Raw genomic sequence first — 16888 nt, forward strand, 5'->3', positions numbered from 1 at the left:
TATTTTTTATTTCAAACGTCTCATTCTTCAACGAGACGCATCTTCATTTTCTGTGGACGAAATAGCCCCGCATCCATCAACTTAAGCTGCGGTGAAATAAGCGGCGTAAATTCCATTTTTTCAAGAATGTCTTTTTTCAAATCAACGCCTGGAGCTATCTCTGTAAGTTCCAGTCCGCCGCAATCGGCGAGTCGAAAGACCGCGCGTTCGGTTATATAAATGATCTCCTGCCCGCGCTCCCTTGCGTACCGCGCTGAGAATGTGACCTGTCCGACTCTTTTTATAAATTTGACGCCCGGGCCGTCCTCTCTGATTTCAAGCCTGCCGTCATTGATCCCAAAATCAGTTTTTCCAGTTGTGAATGTACCCATAAAACAAACCTTGCGCGTCCCCTGCGTGATATTTATGAAACCACCAGGCCCTGTGCAGCGAGAGCCAAATTTCGATACGTTGACATTGCCTTCCTCGTCTACCTCGCCCATACCAAGAAAAGCGGCATCAAGCGCACCTCCGTCATAGATATCAAAATTATCCGTAATCGGAAGAATTGCATCGGGATTGACCGATGCGCCAAGTCCCACGCCGCTGACAGGCACTCCTCCGTAAACGCCGGTATCAACAGAAAAAGTGACATGATGGCTCAGACCCTCTTCATTAATGACGCTGGCCACGCTGTCTGGCATTCCAAACCCAAGGTTTACAAGACCGCGGGCCTTTACCTCGCACGAAGCCCGCCTGCCGCATATCTTCCGCACCGAAAGAGGCATTGGGTCTATCATCTCAAGCTGCGTCCTTACTTCGCCAATCAGCTCAGGCCGAAAAGGCGAACCGCCGTAAGACTGCAAATGATTCTCAGGCTTTGCGAGAACGATATGATCGACCAGCGCTCCCGGGATCGCTACACGGCGCGGGTCCAGACCTCCGCGTTTAAATATTCCCTTGACCTGAACAATGACGACGCCTCCGCCGTTATGCACAGCCGCCGCCATTGCCGCCTGTTCGCTGTATATAGCCTCTTCTTCAAGCGATACATTTCCAAATTCATCCGCATAGGTTCCTCTTATGATGCACATGTCTATGTGAAAACTCTTATAGTGCAGATATTCTTTGCCATCTATGTCTATAAGGGAGACAACCTCGCGGCCTGAGTCGTGCGCCGCTTTATTGACACGGCAGCCATCAAGCCTTGGGTCGCAGTACGTCCGCAAGCCAACTGTCGTAATGACGCCGCTTTTTTTCGCCGTGATTGCACGAAGAAGCTCTCCGTAAACGCCTAACGGGATCGTATAAGCTGCTATCTCTTCGTTGATTACGGCGCGTCCGATTGCTGGAGACATGCCTACGTACGCCGCATATATAGAAGAAATAATGCCGGGTGCCTTTATGATACTCAATCCATATCCATTTTCAGTGAGGTCGCCCGGGGCAATGCCGGAGACGACGTGTAAATTCCTAGGGCTTTGAGAAACAGAATATGATTTCGCAAGTTCGAGCAGTATTTCGTCAGGAGCGGAAAAACCTCCAAAACCACCGATACCGATCGTCATATTATCTCTAATTAGTGATATAACTGCGAACGACGAAATAACTTTGCTCACGTTTTTCACCTCATGTTTTTCGTTCTCCCGCCGTTTAGGCGCGGCGGGAGAACCGCATAAATTACTTAATTGCTTTTTCCTATCGGCTGCACGCCGCTGAATTTACCGACTACAAATTTTGTGATGTAAGGGAAAACGAAGATGCAGAAGACCAGCGTTACCGCCATCTGAGCTGTAGCAGATTCTACATACGGTTGATACTGCGGCAGCCGTTCTCCAATGATACGCGGAGCCACTACAGACAGACCGCCCAAACAGGTGGCGGCCACCGCGGCGTACCCAGGCCGTTTTAAAATGAGTTTGTCCGCCGCAATCATTATGGGCAGGAAAACGCAGACGATAAGGATGACAAGCACCACGTTGGCGGCTCCCGCCTGAGACAACGCCTTGAGGTTGATGCTGGCGCCAAGGCAGCAGCCCAGGAAAAATAGGACTACCGGCGTCGCCGTAGAAAAGAGCTTGCGCACTTTCTCGTCGGAATTCGCAAGCACCATGCCAAGGACAAAGGGAACGAGCGACGCGACCACGCTCATATAGTCAAATCCGGTGCCGTCGGCCATGCCCAATATAACAAGCGGGGTGGCGGGAACTGCGATCAGGTTGAGAACGCCCATTGCAGCTTTATCGACATTATCTCCGTACGACTGCATCAATCCTGCATAAACACCCGGATTGCAGCTTGCCAGAGCGATAGTTATTGCAAGGGCTGACGCGCCCCAGATACCTCCAATACCAAAAAATTTCAGTGTAAGCCAAGCCCCCGTAAAGGCCACCGCGAGACGCACCAACACCAACAAACCGCCGCGCGCACAAACAGCGCCAAGGTCGCTGTATTTAGTCTGGCTGCCCGCGACAAACAACAGCATTCCGATCGTAGTCATAGCCCCTACGCCGCTGAAAGCCGCGCTGGTCGGCCCGCCTATCTTAAGAGCCGCTGGGACAAAGGTGTTGATTAGAGCGGTGATGATCATTGGAACTATCATTATTCCGCCCGGAACTTTATTAACTTTACCTAGAATATCCATAGCCTGCCTCCCTTTTTCTCATAACGTCTATCTGGGAATTTCGCGAACTCGGCGGCGCGCTTTATGCCGCCGGCGTTAGCAGGGATATATGCAGCCTGCCTTAATGCTGTGCGACGGCTTTACGCTCTGCGATCTTATCCGCTATCACGCAGTTGACCGGCTCATGCTTCTGGTCTCGCACCAAGCAGCCGTTACAATAGATACATTTAACGATCTCTTTTTCGCGTCCCTCGATCTGCTTCGTTATCCATTCGGGGTCGGCGAGCGCGGGGCGGCATACGCCGATGAGGTCGGCCTTGCCTGCTTCAAATATCTCTTCACCGTGCGTAAGATCCCTGACCTTGCCGGAGACAACGACGGGAATTTCGGAACCAATTTCGCGCAGCGCTTCTTTGATGCCGGCTGAGAGGTAGACGTGACAGCCATAGGGCAGGTTGGCCGTCGCCATGCAGCGGCTGCCGCTGTATCCCGTATACCAAGGGCCGTCTTCGGTCTTGCCGCCAGCCGACACGCTGATGAAGTCCATACCGGAACGCGCGAATATCTGCGAAATTTCCGTCGTCTGCTTCAGCGTGTTGCCGCCTGCGACAAATTCTTCGCCAGATATGCGGCAGCCGACGCAGTAGTCGTCGCCCACCTCTTTGCGGATACCCTCCATGATTTCAGTGACGATGCGGCAACGGCCCTCTGTATCGCGGCCATACTTATCGGTACGCTTATTGAGCAGGGAGATGAAGGAGGAGAGAGTATAACCATGCGCCACATGCAGCTCGACGCCGTCGAATCCAGCCTTTCTCGCTCTTACGGTGCTGTCGATAAACTCCTGTTTGCAAGTCTCAATCTCTTCGTAGGAGAGTTCTTCCACTGGCTGTTTCCATCCGGTGCGAACAGACTGCTTCACATAATGGATGAGCTGGACCGTCATTTTGCAGCCTTCGGCATGGACGGCGTCCGTCATCTCTTTGAGTCCAGGGATGAACTTGTCATCGCAGATGCGCAGCAGGTTTGGGCTTTTGCGGTCAAGTACGCCGCAGGCCTCTACATCTATGAGGCCGAAGCCGCCCTTGGCGCGCGCTACGTGACGTTCGATAAGAGGATCTGTGACAAAACCGACTTCGTCGGCAAGACAGCTTACGGCGGGAAGCCACACCAGACGGTTTTTGAGTTCAAGATTTCTAAATTTGACAGGTTCTAAGATTTTCATGGATTTATTCCTCCAAATCATCATGGGTGTGAAGGGCAAAAAGCCCTTCACGCGTTTTACAAGTGGCCGAACAGGGAAGTGTTCGGGTTATGCTTTATTTTTTTCTTCCTCCGCCATGATCGCGTATATTTCCTGGCGCAGCTCTTCTTTTCTTACTTTTCCTATATTTGTGTGCGGGAGGTCGTGGCGTATCTCAAGACGTTCCGGCAGCTTGAATTTAGCAAGTTTCCCCGCGAGGAACTCCAATATTTCTTTCAGCGTCAACGTGTCCTCTGGGTTTCTAAGCGATACAAAAAGGCAGGCTTTCTCACCGAGTACATGATCCGGCATAGGGACAAGGGCCGCGTCGTGTACCTTTTCGTATTTAAGGACGAGATTTTCGACCTCTTCGCAGCTGAACTTTTCGCCTCCGCGGTTAATGGCGTCCTTGATGCGTCCCATGATGACGAAGCCGCGCCCGCTCTTATGCACCGCGGCGAGGTCGCCGGAACGGTAGAAGCCGTCTTCTGTGAAAGCTTTCTGATTATGTTCATAGGCGTCGTAGTAACCTCGGATCGTATATGGGCCACGGAAGATTATCTCCCCAGGTTTTTCTGTATCACCAATAAAGAGCGCGCTTCCGTCATGCACGCTGGCCGCTATCAACGAACCGTCGTCCTTATCTATTATTTTCCATTCGTCGGCTGGAGATACGGGAAAACCTATCGTATTGTAGATAACATCTTCTTCATCAAAAAGGCTTGTCTGAGTAATGGTGCCTTCGGACATCCCGAACTGCGAAACCAACCTACAGCCTAATTCAGGACAGACGCGAGCCGCTACGACCGGTTCTATTTTTGAACCGCCGTTTATGACTATTTCCCATGAAGAAAGGTCATACTTGCCTCTGTCTTCAAAGTTCAGCATATTGATTATCATTGCGGGGACCATGGGGATATGAGTGATTTTTTCTTTTTCGATGAGCTTGCAGATATCCTCAGTTTTTGCGGAGGTAGACATCACGACCTTGCCTCCGAACGAAAACGCTCCCTGAATGCCTGGCGCTGCAAGTACCATATTATGAGCTACGGGTGCCACCGCAAGCTGCACTGTGTACATGTTATAGCCAAGTTCGCGGCTTGATTCCTCCGCTACATAGCGGTATGCGTTGTACTCGCGAGGGATGAGTTTAGGTATGCCTGTCGTTCCTCCAGAAAGAAGAAGAATACATACGTCATGCGGGTCAGGAAGGTGCTTTGCTAAAAGCTCCGGGTCGCCTTCGCCTTCCGCCGCAACAGACAGCAGATCATTGATATATACATATCCGTCCGGTATTTCCTGTCCCAGGCCGGCTATCATCTTGAATTTCATATAGGGAAGTTCTGATGCGACTTGATCTGCCAATTCTGCATAGTTATATTTATTGGCATAACCGGGTATAATATATCCGACCGCCTTTGCCTTTGCTGCGATCTGTGATATCTCCGTATATCTGTGCTGTGCCAAGCACATAACGGGAATAACTCCGATTTTCTGAAGTGCGAGGTAGATAAAAACAAACTCTGGAATGTTTGTGAGCTGAACTATAACTCTGTCTTCGTGCTTGAGCCCCATATTAAGAAAATGCAGTGCGAGGCGGTCAGATCCCTGTTTAAGCTCGCCGTATGTAAAACGCTGCTCGCCACCTACAAGCGCCTCTTTATTCCAAAAACGCTCGGCGATATTATCAAAGACCTGTGAGAAGTTTTCCGACTTCCAATAGCCTTTTTCTTCGTATGATTTTGCAAGTTCGGGTTGATACGCTGTCCAATGTTCTAGCATAATTTCCCTCCGTTCGACAATAATAACAACTTTTGTGATGTGTGTGCGGTTTTTTGTTCTTAGCGAATAATAAATTACCCTCCAACAAAAACTGCTGCGACGATAACCACCTCTTTACATTATTATTTTGTCTAAAGAGTGCAGACAACCTGTACCAATATCACTAATTAGTGATACTTATATAACCAAAACAATATAACGTCTCGTCCACGTATTTTATTTCAACTTTTTAAGGAGACTTACGATCTGTTCTTTTTCCTCTGTCGTCAGTCTGGAAAACGCCTCGTTTATGTTCGCCATATGTTTTTTGAAAATCTCGTCCATAAGCGACCGGCCCTTTTGAGTGATGTCGATGAGATAGGAGCGTCGGTCTTCTGGGTTTTCCCTCCGTTCGACTAACTCCATGTGCTCAAGGTTCCTGACCACCACTGTGATGTTACCGCTGCTGGAAAGAACTTTGTTTATGATCTGCTGTACCGTCTGTTCTCCCCTGTTATACAACAGCTCCAGAACTGTGAACTGAGGAAGCGTCAGCCCCTTCTCGCGAAAAAGCTCGTTTGAGCTTCTATGTGCGTTGCGATAGGTACGTCCCAGAGCGATGATGAGCTTTCCGTTTAAACGTTCATTTGAATCCATATTGCACCTCGCCAGTATTTCTCAACGGATTGACTTATCACCTGTTGGTTGTAGAATAGCACTAGTTAGTGATAATGTCAACAAAGTTATCAGATAAATCAGATTTAACTAAAAAGTAACATATAAACTATTATAGTTCATTTCAGGATATTTATCCAGCAAGGAGAATGACAATTATGATAAAAAAAATCATTATATACGACGGCCCTAAAGTAAATTTCAAAAAACATCTGCCGAGAAAACTCACAATGACTACTATCAGTGAGCTTGCCATTTACAGTGACAGGAAAATGCGTGAGCACACATTTAAGATGCAGAGCAGAAAACTCGACGCTGAGGTTGAAAGAGGCGAACATAAACCGCATATCCCGTGCCTTGTCGGCTTCTCAGATGAATATGCGGCGCTCAGTTCAAGCGCTCTCAACGCGTTTTTAAGTTTTATCGGTCAGTTTGAGATAGACATACTGTGTCTTCAGAACCCGCCGATGCAGATAAGAGCGCAATTTCAAAACCTGCACAGTAGGGTCAAAGAGATAGAATATCCATACGCGCGACTGGATCTGGATATACTAAAGGAAATATACAACGGCTATTCCAGAAAAATAATCGGACAGGAGAGAGCTCTGCTATCCATACTGACGGCGCTCTACCCTCTTGCCGCACAGAAGAGGGATAAGCCGGCGGTGCTTCTTTTTTACGGCCCCACTGGCGTAGGCAAATCTGAGACCGCTAAATATTTGAGCGGCGTAATGGGACAGCCGCTCTTTCGCAGGCAATTTTCTATGTTCCACAGTGGAGAGTTCGCGACATATCTCTTTGGCGCAAGGCATACGGAAATTTCCCTTGCAAAAGAATTGATGGAGCGCGAGTCAGAGATAATTTTATTTGACGAATTTGACAAGCCGAGCCCAATCTTTCACAGCGCATTCTATCAGCTGTTTGATGAAGGGATATACGAGGACAAGAACTATAGGGCCAACGCACGCGGGGCGGTGATCATCTGTACGTCGAACTACCTATCGGCTGAGGAGGCGCGGGAAAAACTTGGAGCGCCTCTTTTTGCCAGATTTGACGCAGCTATCTCCTTCAACAATCTCTCCAACGCGGCGCTTGATAAGATACTCCGAATCAAATGTGAAAGTGAATGTTCAGCGCTTTCGGAAAGCGAACGCAGCTTAGTCTCGGCCGAAGTTTTGTACGATCAGCTCAGAGAAAATTTATCCGGCACGGACGGCGCTCGCGGTGTCGAGCATCAAGTCCGAGCCGCGTTGTCTCTGAGGCTGTTGGAATCCGCGCTTAATTAGAACGGGCGAAATCTGGTTTTCTCAGCAGACGTATGTCATTAAATACAGGAAAATCTGCGCGCATCCGGCGTATATCTTCCACGCAGAATTTTGCGTGCAGTATTTCTTCCTCTTCTTCAAGCGCCGCTAAAGGCTCTCCCCATGTGTCAAGAACAGCGCTGCTGCCGGCCATTTGAAGGGATTTATAGGGCCCGGTAAGGTTGCACGACAGAAGCACCGCTGAATTTTCCATAGCGCGCACTCTGTTTAACATCCGAAACGCGTTGCCGCGTAATGAATTCCAGGCCGCCGGCACTATGAATATTTCGGCCCCATATTCGCAGGTCATTTGCCTGAACAATTCCGGAAATCTGGCGTCATAGCAAATGGCAAGGCCGATTTTCCCAAGCTCGGTTTCCGCTACCACTATTTTATCGCCGTGGGAAAACATCACAGATTCTCTTCCTATGCATGAAAAAAGGTGTATTTTCCTGTATTCCGCTACGTCATTTCCGTTTCTGTCAAAAAGGATGCTGGTATTGAATAATTTATCGCCGATTCGATTTACAAAACTCCCGCAGTGAATAAAGGCTTTGAGTTCTTTGGCCTTCTCGGATACTAGGGTCATAAGGGCCCCGTATTTTGACTCCGCGATATCGTATATCGTTTCATAACTCAGTATTCCAGCATGCCAGAGTTCAGGCAATACAATAAGATCAGATCCCGCGCAGGAATCAACCATAGCCATAACTCTGGACAACAGCGCCTCTCGGCCCTCGTCTTTGTTCATTTTAAGCTGTATAAGCGATGCTTTCATATGATCCCTCTGTCCGTTTCAAAGTACGCTCATGGTATATTCTTTTTTTGATATAAGCAAGTTATTTTTTAAGCTTCGTACTCGAAGACGCCGGCTTTCTCTTCTCCTTTAAGAATGCGGAAGGCGCCGTGCGCGAGGGACTCCATTTCGTTTTCTCCGGGGTAGAGCATAACCGGCGCTATGAAGCCTATGCGACGCTTTATTTCGTCGGTCAGCATCTTTGAATGAACGAGGCCGCCCGTGAGTACGACGGCGTCCGCTTCGCCGCAGACGGAGGCGGATAGGTTCGCTATTGATTTGGCTATTTGAAGCGCCATTGCGTCGTAGATAAGTTTTGCCTCTTCGTCTCCGGCGGCTATCATTTTTTCGACGGCGCGCGCGTCGCTTGTACCTAGATATCCGAAGAGGCCGCTGTCGCCGCGCATGACGCGAAGTTTGTCGCGCATGTCGACCTTGTTTTTCCTCACAAGGAATTTAACAAGCTGGATTATCTGTTGGCCTCCGGCGCGCTCCGGCGAGAAGGGGCCTTCATCGTCGCCTACGACGTCCGCCACGCGGCCGTTTTTATGCAGAGTCATGGAGATGCCGCCGCCAAGGTGCGCTACTATGAAGGTGCATTTGTCATAATCCTTTTTTAAGTCGGCGGCTGCGCGGTGCGCGGTGGCCCGCATGTTGAGGCAGTGTGTGATGGAAACGCGCGGCATGTCGGGTATGCCGCTTATGCGCGCAATCGGCTCCAGCTCGTCCGTCGAGATGCCGTCGTAGATGTAGGCGTGCGGTATGCCGTATTTGCCGCGCAGCTCGTAGGCTATGCAGGCCGCGACGTTTGAGGCGTGCTCTTCCTGACAGACGTTCAGAAGGTAGTCCACCATGACGTCGTTTATTTCATATCCGCCTGAATGTATCGGCGGAAGGATGCCTCCGCGCGCGACTATGGCGTCAAATGCGCCGAAACGCTCTAAGGCCTCCTTTGTAAACTGGTCGGCGAGCTCCTGTCTCATCGGAAGCTGGTCCGCCATGTATGGATATTTTTCAAGAAACGGCTTCGTATGTTCAAACTCTTTTTGTAAAGCCCTTTCTCCGTCTATATAGACCGCCATTTTTGTTGAGGTCGAACCAGTATTCAATACCAAAATTTTATATGACATGACAATCGCTCCCATTATAATCAGACTTTTCTATCTTCTTTATTTTATCACGCGCCTTTTCAAAACGGTAGAAAAATATTATCCACGCTCCGTCCACAGGTTACGAAAAGGCCGGCGTATCGTGGATACGCCGGCCTTTTATAAATACGATGCGCTTTAACGGTTACAGCGGATCAAACTCTGTTTTCGTCTGTGCGATGAACTCTTCAAAGCTCATTGAGCCAAGGTCGCCTTTGCTGCGCTCACGCACCGCAAGAGTGCCGTTTTCGGCCTCTTTTGCGCCGATGACGAGCATGTATGGCACCTTCTGAAGCTGTGCGTCGCGTATTTTTTTGCCGAGTTTTTCGTCTCTTGAATCGATTTCGACGCGGACGTCGGCGGCGCGCAGACGCGCTGCCATCTTTTCCGCATACTCTACATAGTCTGCACCCACCGGCAAAAGCCTCGCCTGTACAGGAGCCAGCCAATACGGGAAGGCTCCCGCGTAGTTTTCGATAAGAATGCCCATGAATCGCTCAAGGCTTCCTAGCACCGTTCTGTGAAGCATGACGGGACGGTGTTCCGCGCCGTCTTTGCCGATGTAGCTCATGTCGAATTTTTCGGGCATCTGGAAGTCAAGCTGTATCGTTCCGCACTGCCATGTACGGCCGATGCAGTCTTCAAGGTGGAAGTCTATCTTCGGGCCGTAGAAGGCGCCGTCTCCGGGGTTGAGCTTGTAGGAGGTACCGGTTTCTTCGAGCGCCTCTTTGAGGCACTGTTCCGCGAGGTCCCAGAGCGTCGGGTCGCCCATGGAGTCCGCCGGACGTGTCGAGAGCTCAACGTTGTATTTGAATCCAAAGACATCCTGATAGAAATAACGGTCAAGCTCCATGATGGCCTTGATTTCATCTTTTATCTGTTCCGGCGTGCAGTAGATGTGCGCGTCGTCCTGCGTGAAGGCGCGGACACGCATGAGGCCGTGCAGCGCGCCTGAACGCTCGTGGCGGTGCACAAAGCCAAGTTCCGCCATGCGCAGAGGAAGCTCGCGGTAGCTGTGCAGGTCGTTTTTATAAACGAGGATGCCGCCCGGGCAGTTCATCGGCTTGATTGCAAAGGGCGCTTCGTCTATTTCAGTAAAGTACATGTTTTCCTTGTAATGATCCCAGTGGCCGGACTGTAGCCAGAGCGCGCGGTCAAGTATCATTGGCGTCTTTATTTCGACGTAGCCGCGCCTTGTATGCTCCTTGCGCCAGAAAGCCTGTAGGGTGTTCATGATGACCATGCCCTTCGGGTGGAAGAATGGAAATCCGGGGCCTTCGTTGTGTATAGAGAAGAGGTCAAGCTCCTTGCCGAGCTTGCGGTGGTCGCGCGCTTTTGCCTCTTCAAGGCGGCGCAGATAGGCTTTAAGTTCGTCTTCCGAGCCGAAGGCCGTTCCGTAGATGCGCGTAAGCATTTCATTTTTTTCGTCGCCGTGCCAGTAGGCTCCGGCAAGCGAAAGGAGCTTGAAGAACTTGCAGCAGCCGGTGTGCGGTACGTGCGGGCCGCGGCAGAAGTCAGCGAAATCGCCCTCCGAATATACGGAAAGAGCCTGCCCGTCTATTCCCTCGATAAGCTCGACCTTGAGGTCCTCGCCCATGTCGGAAAATTTCTTTACGGCCTCTTCCTTAGAAAGTTCGCTGCGCACAAGCGGTATCTTTTCCTGCGAGATTCTGCGCATCTCCGTCTCTATCTTTGAGAGGTCGTCCTCAGATATCGGCTGCGGGAAACGTATGTCGTAATAAAAGCCGTCTTTGATGGCGGGGCCGATTCCAAATTTTGCCTCAGGGTAGAGGCGAAGCACGGCGTGCGCAAGAAGATGCGCCGTCGAATGGCGAAGCAGCGCAAGCCCTTCCTCCGTATCGGGGAAAAGCGGGTCTATCTCCGTGTCCGCGGTAAAGACTCTGTCGCAGTCTGTGAGTTCTCCGTCCACCTTTGCCCCTATAGCCTTCTTCAAATGCCATTGCTCAAGGAGCTGGCGTATCGAAGCGCTCTCCGCCTCGTAACTTTTTCCATCTGTTGTTGTAAAACGTGCCATAGATATTCCTCCTTAAAAATAAAAAGCCGCCCCCTGATGTCACTCAGGAGGCGGAAAATTTCCGCGGTTCCACTCCAATTCGGTTCCCTGCGGGAACCCTTGAACGCGCTGTAAAGGGCGCAGCCCTGACGTCTTATCTCCTGCGAGCTTCGGCGTCCGCTCCGGGGCGGTATTCGATCGGACGGTACGGAAACCTTTCAGCGCCGCTTTCACGGGATTTCCTCTCTGTCTTATGATTTTTCCGTTCTACTCTTCCCCATCATCGCGCATGTCGCATATAAATCAACATCTGCGTTTATACCGCTCTGAAACACTTTTGTCAAGTAAAAACGCAAAGCTTGCACGCTTTGCTTTATTGGGCGGATAGCGAAGTTATGAGCTGCGTCACAGCGATGCTGCCGTTATCCGCAGTGTTGTTCCTCGTAATTTTTATGCTGCCTTTGCGAGCCGCGCCGCTTTGGTTCTCCATAACAGATATGTAGAGCTGTCCGCCATTTTGTGTAACGCTGAGCCATTCTGAGCCGGCCGTCACTGCAGCAGTCCATGCTCCCTGTGAGCCGATCCGAACGATTTTGCTTTCTGGCGCGTTGCCAAATGAAACATTATTATTCTCTATTGCCAAAAGCGGCGGTTTGGGGAAGTTGACGGTTAGCGTCGTGCCTTCTCCCGTTTTAGTAATTATACGGGGTGAGATGGATCCCGAATTTCTCGTAATTACCGATTCAGCGGTCGGTATGAAGTTCACATTGAACGATTCGTACTTTGTTCTTTCTGACGTGGGCACTGACCATATCCACATATTGGTAGGAGTAAAGGTGGTGTGGCCAAGCACGGCGCCGTCGTATAGGCGCTGCCATTTGCCAGCGCGTCCGTTCTGCCTCGCGGCGGTAAAATCATAGCTCCAGTTGAGCACAGTGCCGCTGTTGTTAAGTCCGCTTAGGCTCGGCTCGACATCCTTCGTGTTAAACGTTTCCGTGTCAGAACAACTGTATCCGAAAGAGAGCGAGCCTGAAAGATTCCATCCTCCACCGTTCGCAGATGTATATCCTCCGCTCATTCCTCCGCCAACGTTCCACCCCATTGTTGATGTCGTCGTATTGTCATGATTAGACGCCGTAGGAGAAGGGTTCCTTTCTATTGCTAAACCGATGGGTACAGCGTTGAAGGTGTTCTTCATTTCATACTTCTTGATATAATTATCCGCTACTTCCCCCTGAAAGACACGATAAGTTTTGCCATCAAGCCTGCACGTGTATTTCCAACCGGCCCATTTCTTCACATAGTTGCCAGAACTGTCGAGAATGCCGCGCTGCTCAATATAGTAATAATCAGTGCCGCCAGTCGCTGAACTTTCATCTTCAAACTTGTGGCAGGCAACGATGTAATTGTTCACTAAGAATGATTTTCCAAACTCATTGTTGCTGAGAGTCATTTTATATTGTTTGGCCAGGGTTATCAGATTTTTCTTTGCATCAAATTGTGCTTTATCGGATGCGCTCTTGAAACTGGCATTTGTCTCTGTAGAAGGCTCGCCTACATCGAGGTCGTCTCCGTCTCCGAGTAACAGCCAGTTTTTGAGGTTCACAATGCCTGTCATCAGGTTTGGTGAGGACACTCCAGTATCATCACTGGATATCTCGGTCTCAATGTCATAACTCACAACAATGTCTTCGCTGACGGCGTATCCAATTTTGCCGTCCGAAAGCCCCAGGCAAGATACCACAGAACCGTCTGTCATCGTTATTTTTATTGGCGCTTGTGTTACGTCTGCGGCTTTTCCCGCCCCCAGCAATTCGTCTCCACTGATAACTTCGTACAAATCGCCTGATCTAACGGCAAATATACCAGACGAAACAACTGACGCTTCCCCATCAAAGCTATCACTATCCTGCTGGTGACAGAAGAAATGAGAATCTCCGTCTTTTTCCAGTTCCACTCCAAAAAACAACGTGTCAGCAGGCAGCTCGGTAAGCAACGCCTCCTCGTCTGGCATTCCAAGAATAGAGACAAGCCTCGCCGCATCCCCGGATGCAGGCGACATTAGGATGACAGAACCGTTGCTTGTGCAGTTTTCTTTTATTGTCTGCGCAACGGAGTCTCCTGAGGATATTTTTTCCATCTCTTTTGGCGCAATAAGCAAAGTGCCTCCACTGTGGAAGACATCTTTATGATATGGGACACAGACGAGATCGGCAGAAGCAAAGAGCTCCGTGTACCCATCCGGAAGTTCCCCAATGACATAGACGCTGGCCCCTTTCGCGCTGTTTTCACTCGATCCGCCGCCGCAGCCTCCTGATAAGAAAAGGGCGAATACCAATAAGAATAATACAAGCGTACCTTTTGCGTTTTTAAGAAATCCGGACATTTAAACATACCACCTTTCTTTTACGCCATAGTTTGGTAATAGTATATATCCACAAAGCTTTTTTAGATTAATGAGAAAATAAAAAAACTCCGCTCTTCATCAATAAAGAGCGGAATAATATGCGAATGGTCAAAAATACGGCGCGTTTATTTTTTTCCGGTGCTGCCGAAGCCTCCGGCGGCTCGTTCTGTTTCGTCGAGTTCTTCCGCACGGTCCAGCGTTACCTGCGTTACGGCGGCAAATACCATTTGGGCTATTCTGTCGCCGGGTTCTATTGCAAAATCTTCGTCCCCCAGGTTCGCCAGGATGACGCGTATCTCGCCGCGGTAGTCCGAATCGATAGTGCCCGGGGTGTTGAGCACTGTAACGCCGTGTTTCAGCGCAAGGCCGCTGCGCGGACGAATCTGCGCTTCGCAGCCTTCCGGCATTTCAAGGTAAAGGCCTGTGCCTACGCAGCCACGTTTACCGGCTGGGATGCACGCCGCCTCTTTGGCGCGTATGTCCATGCCGGAGGAGCCGGGAGTTGCGTAAGCGGGGAGGGTTACCCCCTCCTCCGCCTTGATCTTAACTTTCATTTTTTCCATTTTTAGTTCTTGCGGTCTCTCTCAAAGCGGCGCGCGGGCCTGCCGTTCGCGTCGCCTCCGCGGTCTCCGCCTCTATTTCCGCCGCGGTCGTTTCTGTCGCCGCGGGGTCTGTCATGGTCGCCGCGCGGGGCGCCTTCTCTGCGGGGAGCGCCGCCGTCGCCTTTCGGAAACTGCGAGTATCTTTCTTCGCGCTCTTTTTCAGCTGGTACCTGCTCCGCAAAGGCAGGGTCAAGCGCAAGGGTGTCGAGCTGGTCGAGCAGGCGCTTGCGGCTTAAGTTGACGCGGTGCATGTCGTCGATCTCTTTGACCGTTACAAGCACTTTGTCGCCTATCTTAAAGGCGTCCTCAAGCGTGGGCACGCGATAGTTGCTCACTTCGCTTACGTGGAGCATTCCATCTTTGCCGGGGAGCAGTTCTATAAAGACGCCGAAGGAGAGCATCCTTACAACGGTCCCTACGAACGTCTCGCCGACTTCGACTTCGCGGACGAGGTCTTTGATTATTTTGACGGCCATTTCGGCAGCCTCTGTGTTGACCGCGGCAACGCATACGCGTCCGCTGTCCTCAACGTCGATCTTGGCGCCCGTCTGCTGTACTATGCCGCGGATCGTCTTACCGCCGGAGCCGATGACGTCGCGGATCTTTTCGGGATCGATGTTGAACGTGGTGATCTTAGGCGCTGTGGGAGCAAGCTCCGTCCTCGGCGCGTCAATGGCTTTGTCCATGATGTCGAGTATCTCAAAGCGGCCTTTTCTCGCCTGCGCAAGCGCTCTGGTGAGGATGTCGCGGTTTATGCCTCCGGCTTTGTTGTCCATCTGGAGCGCGGTCACGCCGTCGCGCGTACCGGCCACTTTAAAGTCCATGTCGCCGTAATGGTCCTCCAGGCCCTGAATGTCGGTGAGGATGCAGACCTGTCCGTCTTCGGCTACGAGGCCCATTGCGATGCCAGCTACGGCCTTCTTGACGGGAACGCCGGCCGCCATCATGGCGAGGCTGCCGCTGCATACCGATGCCATCGAGCTTGAGCCGTTTGATTCAAGGATGTCGGATACCTGACGCACTACGTATGGGAAGCTGTCTTCGTCGGGGAAGGTTGAGCGCAGCGCGCGTTCCGCGAGGGCGCCGTGTCCTATTTCGCGTCTGCCCGGGCCGCGCATCGGGCGAACTTCGCCTACAGAATAGGGCGGGAAGTTGTAATGAAGGATGAAGCGCTTTGACGGTTCGTCAAGCTTCAGTCCGTCCATCACCTGATCGTCGGAGCCCATCATGCCAAGCGTGGTAACTCCGAGAGACTGAGTTTCGCCGCGTGTAAAGAGCGCGGAGCCGTGGGTCATGGGCAGGATATCCAGCTCGCAGGTTATCGGGCGAAGCTGATCCATTGAACGGCCGTCAGCGCGCATCTGGTCTACGAGCAGCAGCTTGCGCACGGCCTTTTTCACCAGTTCGTCCATTTTAGTGGCGATGTAGCCCGCGGACTCTGGATATTTTTCGGCGAAGGCGTCTTCTGCCTTCTGCTGCGCCGCAGATATCGCGGCTCCGCGAGCCTGTTTCTGGTTTATCTGGACGGCCTGATATATTTCATCTGCAATATTTTGTTCCATCCAGTTGTCTATTTCTTCATTGACCGCGGGTGCGGGAAGCTGCGCCTTGGGCTTGCCTATTTTGGACACTACGCCGTCGATGAAGTCCACTATTTTGCGGACGGCTTCGTTTGCAAGCTCCATAGCGTCTACGAGCAGTTCTTCGGAAACTTCGTGCGCTCCGGCCTCGACCATCGTGATGCCGCCTCTGTGGCCGGCGACTACAAGGTCGAGCGTGCTCTCTGCAAGTTCTGATTCGTCGGGGTTTACAACTAGCTCTCCGTTTATGCAGCCGATGCGGACGGCGCCTATCGGGCCTCCCCACGGGATGTCGGAGATGGCGAGCGTGAGGGACGCGCCGTTTATTCCAAGGATGTTTGCTGGGTTTTTCTGGTCTACTGACATTACCGTCGTCACAACGTGTACGTCGTTTCTCATCCACTCGGGGAAGAGTGAACGAATCGAGCGGTCTATCATACGTCCGCTGAGTATCGCGGATTCGGAGGGGCGGCCTTCGCGTTTGATGAAGCCGCCGGGCACTTTGCCCGCTGAGTAGTAGCGCTCTTCAAAGTCCACGAGCAGCGGGAAGAAATCCAGCCCTTCGCGCGCTTTTTCTGAGAGCACGGAGGTGACGAGCACCTCTGTATCGCCGTGTCTGGCAAGGGTCGAAGCGTTGGCCTGCTTGGCAAGACGGCCGACCTCAAAGGTCATTTTTTTACCGTATAGATCTAACTCAAAAGTTTCTTTCATATTCTTCCTCCTAATTATTGTCTTCACAGTAAGAAGAATAGCACA

General features: G+C 51.1%; 12 protein-coding genes. 1 reads left to right on the forward strand and 11 read right to left on the reverse strand.

The features are described from left to right. Window positions 1-20: 20 nt before the first annotated feature. The 5 genes from RRY12_04355 to RRY12_04375 all read right to left on the reverse strand — a co-directional run bounded on the left by RRY12_04355 (window position 21) and on the right by RRY12_04375 (window position 6263). Window positions 21-1607 (reverse strand): CoA-transferase, encoded by a 1587-nt coding sequence (locus tag RRY12_04355; protein ID MEG2183889.1) that lies wholly within the window; start codon window positions 1605-1607, stop codon window positions 21-23. Between the two features lie 56 nt (window positions 1608-1663). Beyond that, window positions 1664-2623, reverse strand: coding sequence for a 2-keto-3-deoxygluconate permease (locus RRY12_04360; protein ID MEG2183890.1), 960 nt, complete (start codon window positions 2621-2623; stop codon window positions 1664-1666). Window positions 2624-2723: 100 nt separating this feature from the next. After that, window positions 2724-3827, reverse strand: coding sequence for an NADH:flavin oxidoreductase (locus RRY12_04365; protein ID MEG2183891.1), 1104 nt, complete (start codon window positions 3825-3827; stop codon window positions 2724-2726). 87 nt (window positions 3828-3914) lie between these two features. Beyond that, a complete protein-coding gene (locus tag RRY12_04370) occupies window positions 3915-5627 on the reverse strand; it encodes an AMP-binding protein (protein ID MEG2183892.1) in 1713 nt (570 codons plus the stop codon). A gap of 216 nt (window positions 5628-5843) precedes the next feature. Continuing rightward, entirely contained in the window at window positions 5844-6263 is a 420-nt protein-coding gene (locus RRY12_04375) for a MarR family transcriptional regulator (GenBank protein ID MEG2183893.1), read from the reverse strand. A gap of 176 nt (window positions 6264-6439) precedes the next feature. Here RRY12_04375 and RRY12_04380 point away from each other — a divergent pair, with 176 nt between their 5' ends. Next, window positions 6440-7567, forward strand: coding sequence for an AAA family ATPase (locus RRY12_04380; protein ID MEG2183894.1), 1128 nt, complete (start codon window positions 6440-6442; stop codon window positions 7565-7567). Here the strand turns inward: RRY12_04380 and RRY12_04385 are convergent. The 6 genes from RRY12_04385 to RRY12_04410 all read right to left on the reverse strand — a co-directional run bounded on the left by RRY12_04385 (window position 7560) and on the right by RRY12_04410 (window position 16843). After that, window positions 7560-8363 (reverse strand): nitrilase-related carbon-nitrogen hydrolase, encoded by an 804-nt coding sequence (locus RRY12_04385; GenBank protein MEG2183895.1) that lies wholly within the window; start codon window positions 8361-8363, stop codon window positions 7560-7562. The two genes, RRY12_04380 and RRY12_04385, sit on opposite strands and share 8 nt — an antisense overlap. Window positions 8364-8431: 68 nt before the next feature. Next, window positions 8432-9511, reverse strand: a complete 1080-nt coding sequence (gene buk / locus RRY12_04390) for a butyrate kinase (protein MEG2183896.1) — start codon at window positions 9509-9511, stop codon at window positions 8432-8434. 163 nt (window positions 9512-9674) lie between these two features. Beyond that, window positions 9675-11564, reverse strand: a complete 1890-nt coding sequence (gene thrS, locus RRY12_04395) for a threonine--tRNA ligase (protein ID MEG2183897.1) — start codon at window positions 11562-11564, stop codon at window positions 9675-9677. Between the two features lie 352 nt (window positions 11565-11916). Beyond that, a complete protein-coding gene (locus RRY12_04400) occupies window positions 11917-13929 on the reverse strand; it encodes a BACON domain-containing protein (protein ID MEG2183898.1) in 2013 nt (670 codons plus the stop codon). 146 nt (window positions 13930-14075) lie between these two features. After that, window positions 14076-14513 carry a dUTP diphosphatase gene (gene dut, locus RRY12_04405; protein MEG2183899.1) on the reverse strand — a complete coding sequence of 146 codons (438 nt, stop codon included), beginning with the start codon at window positions 14511-14513 and terminating at the stop codon, window positions 14076-14078. 2 nt (window positions 14514-14515) lie between these two features. Further along, window positions 14516-16843, reverse strand: coding sequence for a polyribonucleotide nucleotidyltransferase (locus tag RRY12_04410; protein ID MEG2183900.1), 2328 nt, complete (start codon window positions 16841-16843; stop codon window positions 14516-14518). Between the last annotated feature and the right edge of the window lie 45 nt (window positions 16844-16888).

It is taken from the genome of Cloacibacillus sp., assembly GCA_036655895.1.
In the GTDB taxonomy this organism is placed as follows: Bacteria; Synergistota; Synergistia; order Synergistales; family Synergistaceae; genus JAVVPF01.

Bases quoted from the DNA above. Each gene is read 5' to 3' on its own strand.
- RRY12_04370 (MEG2183892.1), bottom strand. From the start codon at position 5,627: ATGCTAGAACATTGGACAGCGTATCAACCCGAACTTGCAAAATCATAC.
- RRY12_04385 (MEG2183895.1), bottom strand. From the start codon at position 8,363: ATGAAAGCATCGCTTATACAGCTTAAAATGAACAAAGACGAGGGCCGA.
- RRY12_04400 (MEG2183898.1), bottom strand. From the start codon at position 13,929: ATGTCCGGATTTCTTAAAAACGCAAAAGGTACGCTTGTATTATTCTTA.
- RRY12_04360 (MEG2183890.1), bottom strand. From the start codon at position 2,623: ATGGATATTCTAGGTAAAGTTAATAAAGTTCCGGGCGGAATAATGATA.
- dut (MEG2183899.1), bottom strand. From the start codon at position 14,513: ATGGAAAAAATGAAAGTTAAGATCAAGGCGGAGGAGGGGGTAACCCTC.
- RRY12_04375 (MEG2183893.1), bottom strand. From the start codon at position 6,263: ATGGATTCAAATGAACGTTTAAACGGAAAGCTCATCATCGCTCTGGGA.
- RRY12_04410 (MEG2183900.1), bottom strand. From the start codon at position 16,843: ATGAAAGAAACTTTTGAGTTAGATCTATACGGTAAAAAAATGACCTTT.
- buk (MEG2183896.1), bottom strand. From the start codon at position 9,511: ATGTCATATAAAATTTTGGTATTGAATACTGGTTCGACCTCAACAAAA.
- RRY12_04380 (MEG2183894.1), top strand. From the start codon at position 6,440: ATGATAAAAAAAATCATTATATACGACGGCCCTAAAGTAAATTTCAAA.
- thrS (MEG2183897.1), bottom strand. From the start codon at position 11,564: ATGGCACGTTTTACAACAACAGATGGAAAAAGTTACGAGGCGGAGAGC.
- RRY12_04365 (MEG2183891.1), bottom strand. From the start codon at position 3,827: ATGAAAATCTTAGAACCTGTCAAATTTAGAAATCTTGAACTCAAAAAC.